The sequence below is a fragment of the Stappia taiwanensis genome, from assembly GCF_014635285.1.
GTDB lineage: Bacteria > Pseudomonadota > Alphaproteobacteria > Rhizobiales > Stappiaceae > Stappia > Stappia taiwanensis.
The window spans coordinates 818,152-837,195 of record NZ_BMCR01000001.1 but is presented as its reverse complement, the minus strand read 5'-3'; the positions used below and the strand labels follow the sequence as shown (position 1 = coordinate 837,195).

Annotated in this window: 15 protein-coding genes; 5 read left to right on the top strand and 10 right to left on the bottom strand. The window is 65.4% G+C overall.

What is annotated here, in order from left to right; all coding sequences use genetic code 11:
* The first annotated feature begins 138 nt into the window (after window positions 1-138).
* Both IEV83_RS03695 and IEV83_RS03690 read left to right on the top strand, forming a co-directional pair.
* Window positions 139-1,368, top strand: coding sequence for an MFS transporter (locus IEV83_RS03695; RefSeq protein ID WP_244628047.1), 1,230 nt, complete (start codon window positions 139-141; stop codon window positions 1,366-1,368).
* Window positions 1,365-1,511, top strand: coding sequence for a hypothetical protein (locus IEV83_RS03690; protein WP_181761603.1), 147 nt, complete (start codon window positions 1,365-1,367; stop codon window positions 1,509-1,511). Before IEV83_RS03695 ends, IEV83_RS03690 begins: the two co-directional genes overlap by 4 nt.
* Window positions 1,512-1,617: 106 nt before the next feature.
* On the opposite strand, the gene IEV83_RS03685 is transcribed toward IEV83_RS03690, so the two are convergent.
* From IEV83_RS03685 to IEV83_RS03645, 9 genes are all read right to left on the bottom strand, one after another.
* Window positions 1,618-1,839, bottom strand: a complete 222-nt coding sequence (locus IEV83_RS03685) for a formate dehydrogenase subunit delta (protein WP_181761602.1) — start codon at window positions 1,837-1,839, stop codon at window positions 1,618-1,620.
* Complete coding sequence (gene fdhD, locus IEV83_RS03680) at window positions 1,829-2,650, bottom strand: formate dehydrogenase accessory sulfurtransferase FdhD (RefSeq protein ID WP_181761601.1); 822 nt, start codon at window positions 2,648-2,650, stop codon at window positions 1,829-1,831. Before fdhD ends, IEV83_RS03685 begins: the two co-directional genes overlap by 11 nt.
* 2 nt (window positions 2,651-2,652) lie before the next feature.
* Window positions 2,653-5,520: a formate dehydrogenase subunit alpha gene (fdhF, locus tag IEV83_RS03675; RefSeq protein ID WP_181761600.1), complete on the bottom strand. Its 2,868-nt coding sequence runs from the start codon at window positions 5,518-5,520 to the stop codon at window positions 2,653-2,655.
* A 5-nt stretch (window positions 5,521-5,525) separates the two neighbouring features.
* Window positions 5,526-7,082 carry a formate dehydrogenase beta subunit gene (locus IEV83_RS03670; protein WP_181761599.1) on the bottom strand — a complete coding sequence of 519 codons (1,557 nt, stop codon included), beginning with the start codon at window positions 7,080-7,082 and terminating at the stop codon, window positions 5,526-5,528.
* Window positions 7,079-7,558 carry a formate dehydrogenase subunit gamma gene (locus IEV83_RS03665; RefSeq protein WP_181761598.1) on the bottom strand — a complete coding sequence of 160 codons (480 nt, stop codon included), beginning with the start codon at window positions 7,556-7,558 and terminating at the stop codon, window positions 7,079-7,081. Before IEV83_RS03665 ends, IEV83_RS03670 begins: the two co-directional genes overlap by 4 nt.
* 113 nt (window positions 7,559-7,671) lie before the next feature.
* Window positions 7,672-8,568, bottom strand: a complete 897-nt coding sequence (locus IEV83_RS03660; protein WP_181761597.1) for a LysR family transcriptional regulator — start codon at window positions 8,566-8,568, stop codon at window positions 7,672-7,674.
* Window positions 8,569-8,655: 87 nt separating this feature from the next.
* Entirely contained in the window at window positions 8,656-10,371 is a 1,716-nt protein-coding gene (locus tag IEV83_RS03655) for an OFA family MFS transporter (protein ID WP_181761596.1), read from the bottom strand.
* Between the two features lie 349 nt (window positions 10,372-10,720).
* A complete protein-coding gene (locus IEV83_RS03650) occupies window positions 10,721-12,751 on the bottom strand; it encodes a sensor histidine kinase (RefSeq protein ID WP_181761595.1) in 2,031 nt (676 codons plus the stop codon).
* A complete protein-coding gene (locus IEV83_RS03645; RefSeq protein ID WP_244628046.1) occupies window positions 12,744-14,117 on the bottom strand; it encodes a sigma-54-dependent transcriptional regulator in 1,374 nt (457 codons plus the stop codon). The genes IEV83_RS03650 and IEV83_RS03645 overlap by 8 nt, the downstream gene beginning before the upstream one ends.
* 467 nt (window positions 14,118-14,584) lie before the next feature.
* On the opposite strand from IEV83_RS03645, the gene IEV83_RS03640 reads away from it, so the two are divergent.
* Window positions 14,585-15,199: a hypothetical protein gene (locus tag IEV83_RS03640; RefSeq protein ID WP_181761593.1), complete on the top strand. Its 615-nt coding sequence runs from the start codon at window positions 14,585-14,587 to the stop codon at window positions 15,197-15,199.
* 87 nt (window positions 15,200-15,286) lie between these two features.
* Complete coding sequence (locus IEV83_RS03635; protein WP_209002948.1) at window positions 15,287-17,263, top strand: multiheme c-type cytochrome; 1,977 nt, start codon at window positions 15,287-15,289, stop codon at window positions 17,261-17,263.
* Window positions 17,264-17,294: 31 nt separating this feature from the next.
* Here the strand turns inward: IEV83_RS03635 and IEV83_RS03630 are convergent, their stop codons facing one another.
* Window positions 17,295-18,227, bottom strand: a complete 933-nt coding sequence (locus IEV83_RS03630; protein ID WP_244628045.1) for a LysR family transcriptional regulator — start codon at window positions 18,225-18,227, stop codon at window positions 17,295-17,297.
* Between the two features lie 72 nt (window positions 18,228-18,299).
* On the opposite strand from IEV83_RS03630, the gene IEV83_RS03625 reads away from it, so the two are divergent.
* On the top strand, window positions 18,300-18,938 hold the full coding sequence (locus IEV83_RS03625; RefSeq protein WP_181761592.1) for a class I SAM-dependent methyltransferase: 639 nt from the start codon (window positions 18,300-18,302) through the stop codon (window positions 18,936-18,938).
* Window positions 18,939-19,044: the final 106 nt, after the last annotated feature.

The window sequence follows — 19,044 nt, the reverse complement described above, 5'->3', positions numbered from 1 at the left end:
CGGGAAGGTGGTGCCATCGCCCTTTTGAGACGATGGCGACCCGTGGAGTGCTTTCCAGCGGGAGGGACAGCCGGGCAGGGCGCCGTCCCGCGTGACGTTTTTGTTTTGTTTATCGATTGATCTATGGAGGGAATGCCGATGAACCTTATGAATGGAGTCTTGGGCCGCTGGGGCCTGCTCGTCCTCGCCGGCGGCAGTATCATGGGGTTGTCGCTCGGCATCCGTCAGTCGCAGGGGCTGTTCATGCTGCCCGTGACCATGAGCATGGATTGGTCGATCGAGGATGTCGGCTTTGCCTTTGCGCTGCAGAATCTGGTCTGGGGCTTGACGCAGCCGGTGACGGGCATGGCCGCGGACCGGTTCGGCCCGGCGAAGGTGATCGTCTTCGGCGTGCTGATCTATGCGGCCGGTCTCCTTGCGATGGCCTATGCGCCCGACTTCCTGATCTTCAGCTTCAATGCCGGCGTTCTCGTCGGGATCGGCCTTGCCGGCACGGCCTTCGGTGTCATCTACGGTGCGGTGAGCAAGATCGTCCCCCCCGGAGATCGTGCCTGGGCGATCGGCGCGGTGGGCGCGATCGGCGGCCTGGTCCAGTTCCTCATCGTGCCCTTCGTTCATCAGCTGTTGAATTCGCAGAACTGGGATGGGACGTTCCTCGTTCTCGCGGTCCTTTTCGCCGCGCTATGCCCGCTGGCCTGGTTTTTGCGGGCGAAAGGCTCGGATGAAGTTGCCGGCCATGGCGAGCTTTCCATGTGGGCGGCGATCTCCGAAGCGTTTCGGCACAGCGGCTTCTGGTTCCTCAACCTTGGCTTCATGGCCTGCGGCTTCCAGCTTGCGTTCCTGGCCGGGCATATCCCGCCGTATCTTGTCGATCAGGGCTTGCCGCTTTCCGTTGGCGGCACCGCGATTGCCCTGATTTCGCTGACCAATGTCGCCGGAACCTTCGTGTTCGGCTATGTCGGCGGCTCGATCTTCCGGCGCAAATACACGCTGACCTTCCTCTATGTCTGCCGCGTGGTTGCGATGATTGCTTTCATCACGCTGCCGCTGACGCCGATCAGCACCTATCTGTTCGCGGCGGTGATGGGCTTCCTGTGGCTGGGAACCGTGCCGCTGACCAGCGGGCTGGTCGGGCAGATCTTCGGCACCCGATATCTCACGACCCTCTTCGGCTTCGTCTTCTTCGGCCATCAGCTCGGGGCCTTCTTCGGCATCTGGATGGCAGGCTATGTCTTCGATACCACCGGCTCCTACAGCTACATCTGGTGGTTCTCGATCGGGATTGGCGTTCTGGCGGCTGTGCTGCACATGCCCATCAATGATCGGGAAGTGGCAAGGCCGAAGGCTGCCGAGGCGGTGCCGGCATGAGCAAGGACCGCTCAGTATCCTCCTTTGCCGTGAAGGCGCTGCTGGTTGCGGCACTGCTGGCGGTGTCGATCTACGGCTTCCTCACCTATCTCGATCCCGTGTTCGTCTACACCTACGCCACCTTCATGCGGCTTTGCGGCTGAGGCAGGATGTGGCGAGCTTTGAGAAAGCCCCGGGAAATTGCCGGGGCTTTCCGGTTTTTTGGCACTGTGGATCGGCGTTCCGTGGGGGGCGCTCGGCTGCTCGCCGTCAGGCCTCGGCGACCGGGCGGACGTGCTGCCCGGCGTCCTGCACCAGCGGGTCGAAGCGCTCCTTCTCCCGCGCCAGAAGTTCAAAGAACTGGCGGCGCATGCGCGGTTCCCAGAAATTGCTGATGTGCTCGGCAATGCTGGAGACGGCTTCCTCGCGGGGCGCATGCCGGAAGAAGGTGGCGATCTGGTTCGCCATATAGGCGAGCTTGTCAGGCGACATGGGGAAGGGCTCCTCCGATAATCCGTTCCGGATGCGTGTAAATCTCGAAACCGGCCTCGCGCACGGATGCGACCAGGGTGATCCGTGCGTGATCCGCTGTTTCCACGGCAAGGGCCGTTGGCGCCGACATGGCGATCAGGACACCGCAGCCGGCGATGGCTGCCTTCTGGATCAGCTCCACCGACAGGCGGCTGGTCAGCACCAGCGCCCCGCCGGCAAAGGCCGCCTGCTGCCCGGTGGCGGTGAGGGCGCCGATCAGCTTGTCGAGCGCATTGTGGCGGCCGACATCCTCACGCAGCGCGACCAGGCCGCTGCGCGGGCTGAAGCAGCCGGCCGCATGCACCGACCGGGTGCGCCGGTGCAGCGCCTGGGCCTCGGTAATGGCCTCCACCGCGCTGGCGACATCGGCGGCGGAAAAACGCGTCTCGGCCGTCACCTGCGGTGTTGCCCGCATGGCCTCCTCAAGGCTTTCGATGCCGCACAGCCCGCAGCCAACCGGACCAGCCATTGACCGGCGGCGGGCCGCCAGCCGGCTGGCGGCGTTCCCCGCCAACCAGAGCTGCAGGTCGAGACCGCGTCCGCAATCGACCGTCTCGATGCGCTCGATCTCGTCGGCCGCGGCAATGATGCCCTCGGTCAGGGAGAAGCCGATGGCAAGATCGGCAAGATCAGAGGGGGTCGCCATCAGCACCGCCTGGGAGGTGCCGTTGTAGCTGATGGCCACGGCGACCTCATTGGCCAGCGCCCGCGCCGAGGCGGTGAACCGTCCTCCGGCATGGGAGATCGCCGAAAGCTCGCGATGCGGCTTCATGGCTACTCCGCCGCCTCGATCCGCCGGGAGCGGGCCGACAGGCGCTCATACTCTTCCTGCCAGTCCGTCGGGCCATTCGAGCGCGACACCTGCACCGCCGTGACCTTGTATTCCGGGCAGTTGGTCGCCCAGTCGGAATAGTCGGTGGTGATGACATTGGCCTGTGTTCCCGGGTGGTGGAAGGTGGTGTAGACGACGCCCGGCGACACCCGGTCGGTGATCCGCGCCCGGAGTGAGGTTTCGCCGGAACGGCTGGCGAGCTTCACCCAGTCGCCGTCCTTGACGCCGCGCAACTCCGCGTCATGAGGATTGATCTCCAGCACATCCTCGCTGTGCCAGACCACGTTGTCGGTGCGTCGGGTCTGCGCACCGACATTGTACTGGCTGAGGATCCGGCCGGTGGTCAGGAGCAGGGGGAAGCGCGGGCCGGCCCGCTCGTCGGTCGCCACGTAGTCGGTGCGGATGAAGCGGCCGCGACCGCGCACGAAGCCGTCCACATGCATCACCGGCGCGCCTTCGGGATTGGCGTCGTTGCAGGGCCACTGCACCGAGCCCATCTCCTCCAGCAGCTTGTAGGTGACATTGGCGAAGCTCGGCGTCGTCGCCGCGATTTCGGCCATGATCTCGCGCGGGTGGGTGTAATTCCAGTTCGCGCCCATGGCATTGGCCAGCAACTGGGTGACCTCCCAGTCCGCATAGCCATTGCGCGGCGCCATCACCTTGCGCACCCGGTTGATCCGCCGTTCGGCATTGGTGAAGGTGCCGTCCTTTTCCAGGAAGGTCGAGCCCGGCAGGAAGACATGGGCGTAGTTGGCGGTCTCGTTCAGGAAGAGATCATGGACGATGACGCAGTCCATCGCCGCCAGCCCGGCGGAGACGTGCTTGGTGTCCGGGTCGGACTGAAGGATATCCTCGCCCTGGACATAGAGACCCCGGAAGGTTCCATCGACGGCCGCGTCCAGCATGTTGGGGATGCGCAGGCCCGGCTCGGGCGAGATCTCGACACCCCAGGTGGCCTCGTAGATCGCCCGCACATCGGCGTTCTTCACATGGCGGTAGCCGGGCAGCTCGTGCGGGAAGGAGCCCATGTCGCAGGACCCTTGCACGTTGTTCTGGCCGCGCAGCGGGTTCACGCCGACACCGGGCCGGCCGATGTTGCCGGTCAGCATGGCGAGGTTGGCGATGCCGATCACCGTGGTCGAGCCCTGGCTGTGTTCGGTGACACCGAGCCCGTAATAGATGGCGCCGTTGCCGCCCTGGGCGTAAAGCCGGGCGGCGGCGCGCATCTCCGCCGCCGGAACGCCGGTCAGCGCCTCGACCGCTTCCGGGCTGTGCGCCGGGTCGGCGACGAATTCGGCGTAGTCCTGGAATTCCTCCCAGTCGCAGCGCTCGCGGATGAAGGTCTCGTCGTGCAGCCCCTCGGTGACGATCACATGGGCGAGCGCCGTCACCACCGCCACATTGGTGCCCGGGCGCAGGGCGAGATGATGGGCGGCGGCAATATGCGGCGACTTGACGAGGTCGATGCGGCGCGGGTCGATGACGATCAGCCGGGCGCCCTGGCGCAGGCGCTTCTTCAGCCGCGAGCCGAACACCGGATGGCCGTCGGTCGGATTGGCGCCGATCACCACCACCACATCCGCCCGTTCGACGCTCTCGAAATCCTGGGTTCCGGCGGAGGTGCCAAAGGTCTGGCCCAGGCCGTAGCCGGTCGGCGAATGGCAGACGCGGGCGCAGGTGTCGGTGTTGTTGTTGCCGAACACCGCGCGGGCCAGCTTCTGCACCAGGAAGGTTTCCTCGTTGGTGCAGCGGGAGGAGGTGATGACGCCGATGGCCTCCTTGCCATGGGCCTCCTGAATGCCGCGCAGACGTGATGCGGCGAACCCCAGCGCCTCGTCCCAGGACACTTCGCGCCAGGGCTGGTCGATGCTGTCGCGGATCATCGGATTGAGGATCCGGTCCCGGTGGCTGGCGTAGCCATAGGCAAAGCGGCCCTTGACGCAGGAATGGCCGGCATTCGCCTTTCCGTCCTTGTAGGGCACCATGCGCACCAGCTCATCGCCGCGCATTTCCGCCTTGAAGGAGCAACCGACGCCGCAATAGGCGCAAGTGGTGACCACCGAATGCTCCGGCTGACCGATCTCGATCACCGACTTTTCCTGCAAGGTCGCCGTCGGGCAGGCCTGGACGCAGGCGCCGCAGGACACGCATTCGGAGGCGAGGAAGCTTTCCGACATGCCCGGGGAGACGCGGGACTCGAAACCGCGCCCTTCGATGGTCAGCGCGAAGGTCCCTTGCACCTCCTCGCAGGCCCGCACGCAGCGCGAGCAGACGATGCACTTGGACGGATCGTACGTGAAGTAGGGGTTGGTCTCGTCCTTGGGCATGTAGCGGGGATTGTCCTCGCCATTCTGCCGGGCGGTGACGTGGCCGGCGCCCTCGTAGCCGTAGCGGACATCGCGCAGGCCGACCGCCCCGGCCATGTCCTGCAATTCGCAGTCGCCATTGGCCGCGCAGGTCAGGCAGTCCAGCGGGTGGTCGGAGATGTAAAGCTCCATCACGCCCCGGCGCAGGTCCTTCAGGCGGCCGGTCTGGGTGCGCACCACCATGCCGTCTTCCACCGGCGTGGTGCAGGAGGCGGGCGTGCCGCGCCGGCCTTCGATCTCCACCAGGCACAGGCGGCAGGAGCCGAAGGCGTCGACCATGTCGGTGGCGCACAGCTTGGGGATCTGGATGCCCGCTTCCATCGAGGCGCGCATGACGGAGGTGCCCGCCGGGACGGTGACGTCAAAGCCATCGACGGTCAGGGTCACGGTCTCCTGCGACCGGGAGGTCGGCGTGCCGTAGTCGGTTTCCTTGATCAGGGACATGGCTGTTACTCCGCCGCCTGGAGAAAGGGATTCTTGTCGAAATCGTCCGGGAAATGGGTAAGGGCGCTTTCCACCGGATAGGGCGCGAAGCCGCCGAGCGCGCAGAGTGAGCCGAGCTTCATGGTGTTGCAGAGGTCTTCCAGCAGCGCGATATTCGCCTCCGGGCTCTCGCCCTTCGCGATCTTGTCCAGTACCTCGGTGCCGCGCACCGCGCCGATGCGGCAGGGGGTGCACTTGCCGCAGCTTTCGACGGCGCAGAACTCCATGGCGAAGCGGGCCTGCTTCAGCATGTCGGCGGTGTCGTCGAAGACGACGATGCCCGCATGGCCGATCAGCCCGCCGCGTGCGGCGAAGGCCTCGTAGTCGAACACGGTGTCGAACAGTGCCGGCGGGAAATAGGCGCCGAGCGGTCCGCCGACCTGCACCGCCTTGACCGGACGGCCGCTGGCGGTGCCGCCACCGATGTCATGGATCAATTCGCCAAGGGTCAGGCCGAAGGCGGTCTCGTAGAGCCCGCCATGCTTGATGTTGCCGGCAAGCTGGATCGGGATGGTGCCATGGGACCGGCCGACGCCAAAGTCGCGGTAGAAGGCCGCGCCCCGGTCGAGGATCACCGGCACGGAGGCGAGCGACATCACGTTGTTGACCACGGTCGGGCAGCCGAACAGGCCTTCGAGCGCCGGCAGCGGCGGCTTGGCGCGCACCACGCCGCGCTTTCCTTCCAGGCTGTTGAGCAGCGAGGTTTCCTCGCCGCAGACATAGGCGCCGGCGCCGACCCGCACCTCCATGTCGAAGGCATGGGCCGAGCCGAGCACGGAAGGCCCGAGGATCCCGGCGCGGCGGGCGATCTCGATCGCCCTGCGCATGATGGCGACCGCATGCGGGTATTCGGAGCGGGTGTAGATGTAGCCCTTGGTCGCGCCGGTGGCGATGCCGGCAATCGCCATGCCCTCGATCAGGACAAAGGGGTCGCCCTCCATGATCATCCGGTCGGCGAAGGTGCCGCTGTCGCCTTCATCCGCATTGCAGACGATGTATTTCTGCGCGCCGGGCGCGCCCAGCACGGTGTTCCACTTGATGCCGGTGGGGAATCCGGCGCCGCCGCGTCCGCGCAGCCCGCTGTCGGTGACCTCGCGCACGATGTCGGCCGGGGGCATGGTCACCGCCTTCTCCAGCCCCTTCAGGCCCTGGTAGTGGCGATAGTCCTCCAGCGACAGCGGATCGGTGACGCCGCAGCGGGCGAAGGTCAGGCGGGTCTGGCCCTTGAGAAAGGGCATGTCCTTCGTTCGCCCGTGGCGCAGCGGATGGTCGCCGCCGGAAAGGAACCCGGCATCGAAAAGACCGGGGACATCGGCGGGGCGGACCGGCCCATAGGCGATCCGGCCATGGTCCGTGCGCACCTCAATGAGCGGTTCCAGCCAATGAAGCCCGCGCGAGCCGTTGCGGACGATGGTGGCATTCAGTCCGCGCGCGGAAAGCTCGGCGGTGATGGCGGCGGCGACCTTGTCGGCGCCCACGGCAAGGGCGGCGGCGTCGCAGGGAACAAAGATGGTCGGGGTCATCGGCTTGCCTCCGCGACGATGTCCTTGACGGAGGCGGCATCGAGCCGGCCGTGAAGCGTGTCATCCATCATGGCGGCGGGCGCGCAGGAACACAGACCGAGGCAATAGACCGGCTCCAGGGTGATCCGGCCATCGGGCGTGGTTTCGTGCCAATTGATGCCAAGCGCTTGCATCACATCCTCGGCGAGGCGGTCGCCGCCCACGGACTGACAGGCCTCGGCGCGGCAGAGCTTGAGGGTATGCCGGCCGGCCGGAGACTTGCGGAAGTCGTGATAGAAGCTGACGACGCCGTGAACCTCGGCGCGGCTGAGGTTCAGCCCATCGGCAATCGGCTGGATCGCGGCGTCCGGCACGCAGCCAAACGCATGATGAACGTCATGGAGGATGGGCAGCAGCGGCCCTTCAAGCTGCGCATTCCTGGAGACGATTTCCGCCGTGCGCTCCGTTATATCCTGCGCAGAATCCTGCAAATCCATGCGTTTTCTCCCTCACTCGCGCATATCGGGAGAAAATGCATGGTACCCATCGGCAAGATCAATATCGCAGTTCCGTTGTGCGATAGCACATTTCTATCGACGGTCCGGCCGGCCTATTGCGGCCTGGGGTCGGCGCCGGCGATCCGCCGGGTCAGCCGCAACAGGGCGGTGATCAACGGTGCATGCGGCTCGCGGTGGGTGGTGACCAGCCCGACGAGGGGGCCGGCATCCGGCTCGGTGATCGGGATGACCTTCAGCGCGTCTGAGGAAAAGGCCGCCGCGAGGCTTTCGGGCACGATGCTCGCCCAGCAGCCGGTGCGCACATGGGCGAACAGCGAGACGACGGAATCGGTTTCCAGCGTCGGGTCGGCGGTCATGCCGACGCCGGCGAGAATGCTGTCGACGATCCGGCGGTTCTGCATGTCGGGGGTCAGAAGGCACAGCGGAACCGTGCTGACATCGCACCAGGTGACGTGGCTGCGATCCGAAAGGGGGGCGCCGGCGGCGGTGACGAGGCAGTAGCGCTCCCGATAGAGCGGCACCTGCAGGACGCGCCGCACCGGCTCGTTGTCGAGGTAGGTGATGCCGGCGTCCACCTCCAGGTTCTCCAGCAGCGACAGGATTTCCACCGAGGACCGCGACAGGATCGAGAAGGTCACACCCGCGTGTTCCTTGCTGAAGGGCATGGTCAGCTCCGGCAGATAGGCGAGCGCCGTCGGAATGACCGCAAGGCGCAGGTGGCCGGACAGGGCGTGGCGGCCGCTCCTGATCTCCTGCTGCATGGTCCGGGCATCGGCGACCAGCCGCCGTGCCCATTCCAGCACCCGCTGGCCCTCGGGCGTCAGCCCCTGAAAGCGGGAGCCGCGCAGCACCAGGAGCGCGCCCAGTTGCTCTTCAAGCTGCTTGATCGCCGCCGACAGGGTCGGCTGGGTCACGCCGCATTCCTCCGCCGCGCGTCCGAAATGCTGTTCCCGCGCCAGGGCGATGAACATTTCCAGCTTGTCGATCATTGATGGTCCGTTTCGGGTGCCGGTGAACCGGGAAGGGAGCGAGAAAGGCGCCCGGAAACGGCTGTTCCCGGGCGCCGGTCAGATGGGTCAGGCGCGTGCCGGCTCGGCGCCTTCACCTGCCTCCATGTGATGCTTTTCATGCACCGGGCGAACCAACGCATTGCAGATCAGCGCGATGACGAGCAAGCCGGCCATCGCATACATGGTGGTGTTGTAAAGGCTTGAGGTCGGATCGACCGTACCCGCCGGAGCGATCTCCATCAACTGGGCGATCGTCACCGTCTTCGCCGCGACGAGCTGATCGAGCTGATCGAGCCCGGCACCGAACTTCTCGGTGAAGGCCGCCGGATCGACCTTTGAGGCCAGATCCTTGATCGAGCTGTTCAGCGACAGGTTGCGCAACTGGGTGATCGCCAAGGGGCCCAGCACGCCCGCGGTGCTCCACGCGGTCAACAGCCGGCCATGGATGCCGCCGACATACTTTGTGCCGAAGATATCCGCCAGATAGGCCGGGATGGTGGCGAAGCCACCGCCGTACATGGTGAAGATCACCATGGTTGCCGCATAGAACATCACCAGCCAGGTCACCGCTGGATTGACGCTCACCTGTGCCGCCGCGAAGGGGATCGACAGGTAGAGGGCGATACCGATGATGAAGAAGCAGTAATAGGTGTTCTTGCGCCCGATGTAGTCCGAGGCGGAGGCCCAGAAGAACCGGCCGACCATGTTGAACACCGAGATCATGAACACATAGGTCGCGGCGAAGGCGGAGTTGACGATCAGCGGCAGGGTCGTGCCGAAGATCTCCGTCATCATGGTCTTGGCGACGCCGATCACGCCGATGCCGGCGGTCACGTTGAAGCACAGGACGATCCACAACAGGTAGAACTGCGGCGTGCGCAGGGCCTGGTCGATGTGAACGTTGTTGTGGGTGATCATCTTGCGCGAGGCCGCATCGGCGGTCGGCGGCGTCCAGCCCTTGGGCAGCCAGCCTTCGCGCGGCACCCGATAGGAGAAGGAGGCGATCATCATCACCACGAAATAGGCAATCCCGAGGGTGAAGAAGGTGCCGGCCGCGCCGGTGTGGCCCGTGCCGACCACATAGACGCCTTCCTCCAGCGGAACCGGAGCGGCGGCCACCTGCTTGGCGCCGGCGATCACCACCTCGACGAGCTGGCCGTTGACCTCGGCCATGCGCTTGCCGGCCTCCGTCACCATCTCCACCGCCGCCTGGGGGCCGAGATACTCCGGCGCCTTGTAGAACAGGCCGAGCAGGTATTCCTTGATCGGCGTTGCGATCATCGCGCCGCCGCCAAAGCCCATGATGGCCATGCCGGTCGCCATGCCGCGCCGGTCCGGGAACCAGCGGATCAGCGTCGAGACCGGCGAGACATAGCCAAGGCCGAGGCCGCAGCCGCCGATGACGCCATAGCCCAGATACACCAGCCAGAGCTGGTGGGTCATGATGCCCAGCCCGCCAATGAGGAAGCCGCCGCCCCAGCACAGCCCGGCGACGACGCCGACCATGCGCGGGCCGACTTCCTCCAGCCACTTGCCGCCGAAGGCCGCCGCAAGGCCCAGGAAGACAATGGCGACGGAGAAGATCCAGACGACGGAGGACAGGCTCCAGTCACCGGAAGAGGCGGCCACCACGCCGAACTGCTTGGTCAGCGGCGGGTTGAAGATGCTCCAGGCGTAGACGGAGCCGATACAAAGGTGAATGGCGATGGATGCTGGCGGAACTTTCCAGCGGTTGAAATCGTCGTCGGCGACGATGTGTTCCTTTTTCAGCCGGTCAAACATGCACTTACTTTCCTCCCATGCGCTGTTTGGCTGGCATTCCGTCCGGTCTTTTTCCCGGTTCGGCTCGAAGGTGAGCCGGAATGCCGTGCCGCCGGCGGGGGAGGGCAGGGCGCGGGGCATGTCTCCTGCCTGCGCGCACGCGTGCTGGCGGGCCGTTGCCGCAACCCGTCCTCCCCCGGGCAGCGGGGTCAGTGAAGCAAGTTCGGCGCCAGATTGAATTCATCAGGATTTTCAATCGGGTAATTCTTATAGCCAATCGGGAGATGGACATTTCGTCCAGACCGCCCCACGTGCCGGCGCCGCGAGGTGGACATTTTGTCTAGATGGGCGCTGTCGCCCGCGCTGGGCGCTACATTGCCTGCGGCAGCCACACCCTGAACTGCGTGCCGGTGTCCGGATCGGTCTGGAAGTCGATGGTGCCGCCATGACGGGTCACCAGCGTGCGGGTGATCGACAGGCCGAGGCCAGTGCCTTCGCGGGATTTGGTGGTGTAGAACGGATCGAAGATGCGCGCGGCGACGGCTGCGGGAATGCCGGGGCCGGTGTCGGCGACCTCGACCGCAACGCCCGGCCGGCCATCGCTTTCCGCATCGCGGGAGCGCAGGGTCAGCGTTCCCCCCTGCGGCATGGCATGAATGGCGTTGACCAAAAGGTTGACCAGCACCTGTTGCAGCTCGGTCCGGTTCATCAGAACCTGCCGGGTGGCGCTGTTGTCGCGGATGACCTCGATATCCCCCTGGCGTAGCAGATGGCGCACCAGCGGCAGGCAGTCCGAGATCACGTCCGCCGGCGCGTGCCGGTCGGCCTGGCCGGCGTATTCGTCCGGCTTGGCGAATTGCAGCAGCTTCATGACGATCTGGTTGATGCGGTCGACCTGCTCGTCGATCAGCCGGATTTCCGTGCTCGCCAGCTCCGCATGACGGCCGAGCAGCATCCGCAGCACCTCCATGTTGCCCTGTATGACGGCAATCGGATTGTTGATCTCATGGGCGACGCCGGCGGTGATCTCGCCGATGGCGGCGAGCTTTTCCGACAGGATCAGTTGCTTGGTGGCGTCCTCCAGCCGGCGGTTGGCCATCTTCAGGTCGCGGGTGCGCGCCTCCACCCGGCTGTTGAGCTCCTCGTTCCAGCGCCTGAGCTGCCGGTCGCGCTCCTGTACCTGTTCCAGAAGGTCGTCGAGTTGGCGGGCTACCCGGGCGATTTCGTCGCTGGCGCTGTCCGCGCCCGTGCCCGTGCGCGCGCCCAGATCTCCCCGTTCGACCCGGGCGATGGTCTGGTTCATCCGCTCCAGCGGCTTGAAGACGCCGCGCGCCCATCGCAGGAACAGCGGCACGCTGCCGGCGGTGACGACCAGAAAGCCAAGGCCGAGCGCCAGGAGGGTGGCCAGTTTCGCTTGGTAGAAGGGGGCTTCGAGAAAGCCGACATAGAGCATGCCGACATTCCGGCCCCGGCTGTCGGTGATCGGCTCATAGGCGGAGATGTACCAGTCGTTGACGACAAAGGCGCTGTCGAGCCAGGTCCGCCCCTCATCAAGCACCCGTTCCCGCACCACTGCCGACACCCGCGTGCCGAGCGCCCGGCGGCCTTCGAACAGACGGACATTGGTGCTGATGCGCACATCGTCCAGAAACAAGGTGGCGGTGCCCTGACTGCCCTCCGGCAGGCTGGCCTCCCGGTAGACGAGATCGTTGATGGTATCGATGAAGACGAGATTCTGATTGAGCAACAGTCCGCCGACCAGAGCGGAGGCGGGCTGTCCGGGCAAGGAGACCGGGCTGGCCGAATGCACCATCATGCCGCGATCTTCCACCTTTCGCGGGCTTGGCAGCGCATTGGCTGTGGGCACCAGCTCCAGTTTCGCCCGTTCGGCAAGGTCGGGGGAGATCGCCGCCAGATCCGCGTGCTCGAAGATGTCGATGCCGGTTGCCGGTGTGCCGGCCAGGGCCTTCCTGATCACCGGCCAGTCCGGGGAGAGGCGCGGGCGGGCGGTGGCGGGCGAGGCCGCGAGTACCGTTCCCGCGCCGCTGGCCAGATAGAGAAAATCGAGGCCCAACTTCTGGCGTTGCCTCTCCAAGAGGGCGGCGAGCGCCGCCGGGTCGCGGCTGTCGATCACATCGCGGAAGGCGGCGGAGGAGCCAAGGGCGTCGATCTTCTCGCCGCTGTTTTCCAGGATCCGAGCGACATACTGATGAGCGATGGTCAGGTCGCCATTGACCTTGCTCTTCAGCAGTGCATCGAACTTGGCGTTCCAGCGCACCATGGCGACGCCGAGAAAGATCGGCAGCACCACCAGCGTCGGCAGCAGGGCAAGCGCCAGCAGCCGCACGCGGACGGACAGGCGCCGCCGGCGCGGCCCTTGTGCGGGCGTGGTCTCAGGCATTCCAGTCGGCGAGCTTTCGGTCGATGGTTTTTCGGGCGATGCCCAGCCGGCGGGCGGCCTCGGCGCGGTTGCCGCCGGCCTGATCGAGCACGGTCAGGATATGGCGGCGTTCGACCGCCTCCAGCGTGTCGTCCGGCTTCGGAGCCGAGGCTCCCCGGCGGTGAAACTCCTCCGGGAAGCGGCCGAGAATGAGCGAGCGTTCGACGAGATTGCGCAGCTCCCGCACGTTCCCCGGCCAGTCATAGGCCAGAAGCCCGGCGATGACCTCATCGTCCATCGGCACTGGCGGCATACCGAGCTGCCGCGCCAGCTTCTGCATGAACAGGTCGGCCAGTTCCTGAATGTCGGTGCCGCGCTCGCGCAAGGGCGGCATCTCGATCTGCATCACATTGATCCGGTAGAAGAGATCGGCCCGGAACCGTCCGGCAGCGATTTCGTCTTCAAGATTGGCGTTGGTGGCGAAGACGAAGCGCAGGTCGACCCGCACCTCCCGTTCCGAGCCGACCGGGCGGATGCGCCGGTCCTCGAGCGCCCGCAGGAGCTTGCTTTGCAGCGCCAGCGGCAATTCGCCAATCTCATCGAGAAACAGCGTGCCGCCCTGGGCGTGCATGAACAGCCCGTCACGATCCGTGCCGGCGCCGGTGAAGGCGCCCTTCAGATGGCCGAACAGCTCCGCCTCGATCATGTCGCCGGGGATCGCTGCGCAGTTGATCGGCACAAAGGGCTTGTCGCGGCGATCCGACAGGTCATGGACCGAGCGGGCGACCACTTCCTTGCCGGTCCCGGATTCGCCGGTGATCAGGATCGAGGTGGGCAGCGGCGCGACCCGGGCGATGGTCTGGCGCACCTCGCCGATCTGGGGCGAATGGCCGATCAGTTTGTCGCGCAAAAGCAGATGGTCGGAGGTGGCATGCAGCTGATGCCGCAGGAGCTGGTTTTCCCGCGCCAGGGTCGACCGGTCGAGACAGCGGGCGACGGCGTTGAGCAGCTGGTTGGAGCGGAAGGGTTTCAGAATGAAGTCGACCGCGCCCGCCCGCAAGGCCTGAATGGCGGTTTCCAGATCCGCATAGGCGGTCATCAGAATGGCATCGGCGAAGAAGCCGATGCCGCGCTGTTCCGCCAGCCACTCCACGCCGGTCTTGCCGGGCATGATGTTGTCCATGATGACCACATCATATTGCTGGGCATCGAGCCGCTCGGAGGCTTCGACCGTATCGGCGGCCTCATCGATGCGGGCACAGTGGGGCTGGAGAATCCGGACAAGGAAATTGCGCATGCCCGGTTCGTCATCGACGACAAGGATGGAGGCTTGCCCCAGCCTGGGGCCGAACTCAGGATCGTTTTGCGTATCAGTCGCTTCAGCCATGGACTGCGAGCCCATTCTGCCCCTCCCCAGAAGCGCGCCATTTCCGGCATGATTTGGCGGCATTTGAGGAAATTTCACAGGATTTCGCAACAGATTTCCCGGAAAGCGGCAAAACGCGCGCCATTTGGGCCAAGCTGGAAGGCCGAGGCGCGGCAGTTTTCTATCGGTTGCGGTTGAGTTGGGGTCTCTCGTCTCCGAAATAAATGTTGGATATTTCCGGGGCATCGTCGAATATTAATCAGGATTGTGAGAGCCGGGTTCAGGAAACACACAGGATAGCCATGCGCAGGTCAGCCAACACCCTTTTTATTCTTGGACTGAGCTGCGGTCCGGTTCTTGCCGCCGATATTTCGTCGGCGCCGCCTCCGCCGGAGCAACCCGCTCCCCGGGAAGAGGGTGCTTGGACATTCGTCATCGCGCCATATCTGCTGGCGCCGACCATCTCGGGAACGTCGAGGATCGGTCGCTTGCCGACGACTGACCTGAACGTTTCGCCGGGAACAATCTTCGAGAACCTGCAGTTCGGCGCCATGGGCCATCTTGAGGTGCTTTACGACAACCGCTTCGGGGCCTTGCTTGATGTGGCCTATATGGATCTGGGCAGCGGCCGGACCTTCCCCGCCGCCGGCGGAACCGTTGATGCCAGCGTCAAGCAGTTGGTGACGGAAGGTTTCTTTGGCTACCGGTTCTGGTCCGAGGACCGAAACTGGGCGGAGGCCTATGCGGGCGGGCGCTGGTGGTACAATCAGCTCAGCGTGAATGCGTCCGTGCCGGGCAATAGCTTCTCCCGCACGATCACCGAGCAATGGGTGGACCCGGTCATCGGCGTGCGCGGCCAGTATTTTCTGTCTGACACGTGGTCCCTTTACGGCAGCGGCAACATCGGCGGCTTCGGCCTTGTTTCCGAGTTCACCTGGGGGGCACAGGCCGGGGTTGGCTATCACTTCAACGAAAGCTGGGCTCTGCATCTGCAGTACAAGGCCATTGGCGTGAACTACGACAATGGCAAGAGCGGCAGGTCCGCCTTCTCCTACGATACCATCACCCATGGGCCGTTGTTGGGTGTGGCCTTCAGTTTCTAGGCGCGGCACGTTATTTTTCGGGGCCCGGGTGAGGGACTGTCAGGTGAGGAATTCGCGGATTTCTTAAGATAAACAAGGAATTGCGCCTTGAAGAAATTGGTCGGTTTCCTTGTTTCGCTGTTGTCCCTGGCGCTTGGGCCGGGCGCGAGCGCAGCCCGCGCGGAGGGCGGCGACCCCGCCGCCGGCTCCACTCCTCATCCTGTCTATGTCGGCTCCACCGTTTGCGCCGGTTGTCACGACGCCGAGGCCAAGGCGTGGCGGTCGTCCCATCATGCCCGCGCCTGGATGGCGCCGAGCGAAGACACGGTCGACGGCGATTTCAGCGGTGTGGCGTTCGAGAAGGACGGGCGGACCACCCGGTTCTTCAGAGAAGGCGGTGATTTCGTCATCGAAACCGAGGATTTCGCGGGCGGGCGAAGAGCCTTCAAGGTTGAGGGCGTCGGTGGCGTCGCGCCCTTGCAACAGTATCTCCTTGAGACCGAGCCGGGCCGGTTGCAGTCGTTCGATGTTGTCTGGGACCAGCAGAAGAAGCGCTGGTATCACCTTTATCCCGATCAAAAGCTGACGCCCAAGGACGGGCTTCACTGGTCCGGACCGTACAAGACCTGGAATGCCCGCTGCGCGGAGTGTCACGCGACCGGGTTTTCGAAGGCTTACGATCTTCGGACCAGACGCTATTCCAGCAGCCAGGCGGAAATCGGCGTCGGCTGCGAAGCTTGCCACGGCCCCGGCGCCGCGCATGTCGTCTGGGCGCGGGCCGGCAAGGGCGGTCAGGGCAGCCTGTTTCCCGGCACGGGGGACGCCGGTTTGCCGGTCCGCTTTGCCAAGGGCCTTCCGGAGGTGGAGATTCAGCAATGCGCCGGGTGTCATTCACGCCGGGAGCCGTTCGCGGATGGCAATCCGCTGCCCGGCGCGCCCTTTCACGACAGCTATCGGCTGGCGCTCTTGACCCCGGGGCTCTACCACCCGGATGGGCAGATCCTGGACGAAGTCTATGTCTATGGCTCGTTCCTTCAGTCGAAAATGTACGACAAGGGCGTGCGCTGCTCGAACTGCCATGAACCACATGGCGGGGACTTGCGGGCCGAAGGCAACGCGGTCTGCACCCAATGCCATTCGCCCACCGGCAATGCTGAGTTCCCGTCGCTGACGGCGCGGCGCTATGACGATCCCTCCCATCATTTTCATAAGCCGGGCACTGCCGGCGCCCAATGCGTTTCCTGTCACATGATCGAGCGGATCTACATGGGGATCGATGGACGCCGGGACCATTCCTTTCGCGTGCCGCGACCCGATCTGACCGAGACGCTCGGCACGCCCAATGCCTGTAGCGATTGCCATGCCGACAAGCCGGCAAGCTGGGCGGCGGCGGTGTTGAAAAAGCGCTTTCCGGAAAGCGCCCATCGCGGTCCGCATTACGGGGAGGTGCTGGCGGGCGCGCAGCGGAACCCGAGCGGTTTCGATGCGGAATTGCTTGAGCTTGCCGGGCACGACGGGTTACCGGGCATCGTGCGTGCCACCGCGCTCGACCTGTTGGCGGAGCGGGCGACACCGCAGATGGCCGCGCGCGCGGCACCGCTGATCCACGATGCCGACCCGCTGGTTCGCGCCGCTGCCGTCTCCGTGCAGCGGGCGGCTCAGCCTCCTGACCGATTGCGCCGGATCGCCGGGGCGTTGGAAGATCCGGTCAGGGCGGTGCGGATCGCCGCCGCGCGGGAAATGCTCGGTCTGCCGGTCGCCCACCTGCCGCCGAGGATCGACCGGGCGGCGCGCTCCGCGTCGAAGGAATGGCAGGCGGCCAATGCCGCCAAGCTCGATTTCCCGGAGACCCATCTGGTCCTTGGCGGCACGGCGCTGGCGATGCGCAATCCGAAGGCCGCCGTTGCCGCGTTCCGGGAAGTGACCCGGCTCGATCCGCAGATGGTCAATGCCTGGATCATGCAGGTTCGGATCCTGCTTGCGGTCAGGGATATGCCGGCTGCCCAATTCGCCCTACAGAAGGGGCTTGCCGCCAATCCGGGCGATCCGAACCTGATGGCGCTCAAACCCTATTTCGCACAGTAGAGCGTCTGTCGGGGTGAATGGGGCAGAGTGCTCAGCGTTTGGCGCTGTTGCTGTCAGCTTCGCCCGTTCGGGCGCCCAGTTCTTTGGCGAGAACCTTCAGCACCAGCCGGATGCGCGGGCTGGCCTGCAAGGCGTCATGGGTCACCAGCCAGATCGGCACCGGGGTTGTCGCCAGGTCCGGCAGCAGCCGCACCACCCCGGGTGTGCGCTTAGCGATGTCGCACAGCATCGGCGCCACGCCCAGCCCGCGTTTGACCATCTCCCAGACGGTGACCGAGGAACTGGAGATCAGCCGGAAATCGTCCGCCTCCATGGGAATGCCGGTCCCGCGCAGATAGGCGGAAAAGCGGTCCGTGTCGTCGAAGCCAAGCAGGTCGTCCCCGGCGAGCTCGGCGAGCGTTGCCGGCATTCCGTTGCGGGCGATCCAGTCTTCGGAGGCATAGAAGCCGGCCTCCGTGTCGCGCAGGTGCTGTCCCGTCAGGCCGGGGCGGTCCGGGCTCTGGTGCCGGATCGCGATATCCGCTTCCATCCGGTGCAGGTCGCTGAGTTCGTTCGCGGCGAGGATCTCGATGGTGAGCCGGGGCGCCTTATCCCGCAGGTGCAGGGCGATCCCGGGCAGAAGATAGGCCGCCACGCTGTCGCTTGCGGAAATGCGTACCCGGCCGCGCAGCTCCTGCATCTCGCCGCTGGCGGTCAGGGCCGCGGCCTGCGCCGCATCCGCCATGGTGCCGATATGTTTGAGCATCTCGTGCCCCGTCGGCGTCAGCACCAGCTTGCGTCCCGGCCGTTCGAACAGCGCGACGCCCAGTTGCTCTTCCAGAGACTGGACCTGACGCGACAAGGTGGGTTGCGTCAGGCCAAGCTGACGGGCCGCGCCCGACAGCGAGCCGGTTGTCGCGGTGGCGTGAAAGGCGCGAAGGTGGTTCCAGTCGAGGCTTCTCATGCGTTTACGTATATCAATCATGGGAATTTCGGCAATTTACCTGAAGTCTGCATATGATATTTCCCGGCCGCGAGGCGTGAAGGAGGCGAGATCATGAGCACGGGACGCGACGCGGGGTTTTGGGATCGGATGGCCGGGAAATATGCGGCCCGGGCAATCTCCGATGAGGCCGGGTATGCCCACACGCTGGAGCGTTGCCGCGCCTTGCTGCGGCCGGAGGATCGGGTTGTTGAACTGGGCTGCGGCACCGGCTCCACGGCGCTGGTGCTCGCCGGGGCGGTGGACGACTATCTGGCGACGGATTTCTCCGCCGAGATGATCGCGCTGGCGCGGGACAAACAGGCTGCCGCCCCGGTTGACGGGCTTTCCTTCCAGGTGGCGACGGCCGAGGAACTGGCAGGGCAGGCGAGCCGGGTGAATGCCGTTCTTTGCTTCAACTATCTCCACCTCTTGCGCGATCTGCCCGGCACCTTGCGCAGCATTCACGGCATGCTCGCGGAAGAGGGGCTGTTCATCTCCAAGACCCCGTGCCTCAGGGACATGACCCCGTTGATCCGCTGGCTGGTGCTGCCTGTGATGCGCGCTGTCGGCATGGCGCCTTATGTGCGGTCGCTGGGGGCGGAGGAGCTCAGCCAGCACATCGCCGATGCGGGGTTCGAGATCCTGGCGGTGGAGGCTCACGCCAGCCGTGGCAAGGACGGCCGCCCCTTCATCGTCGCGCGTCGGAAATGACGGCGTGGGCGCATGAAATCGCCGGATTCGCGGGAGCGTTCCGCTGCGATGCGGTGCGGCCATCCCCAGGCTATGGCAACAATATGTTGACATGGGTGCGGGTGTG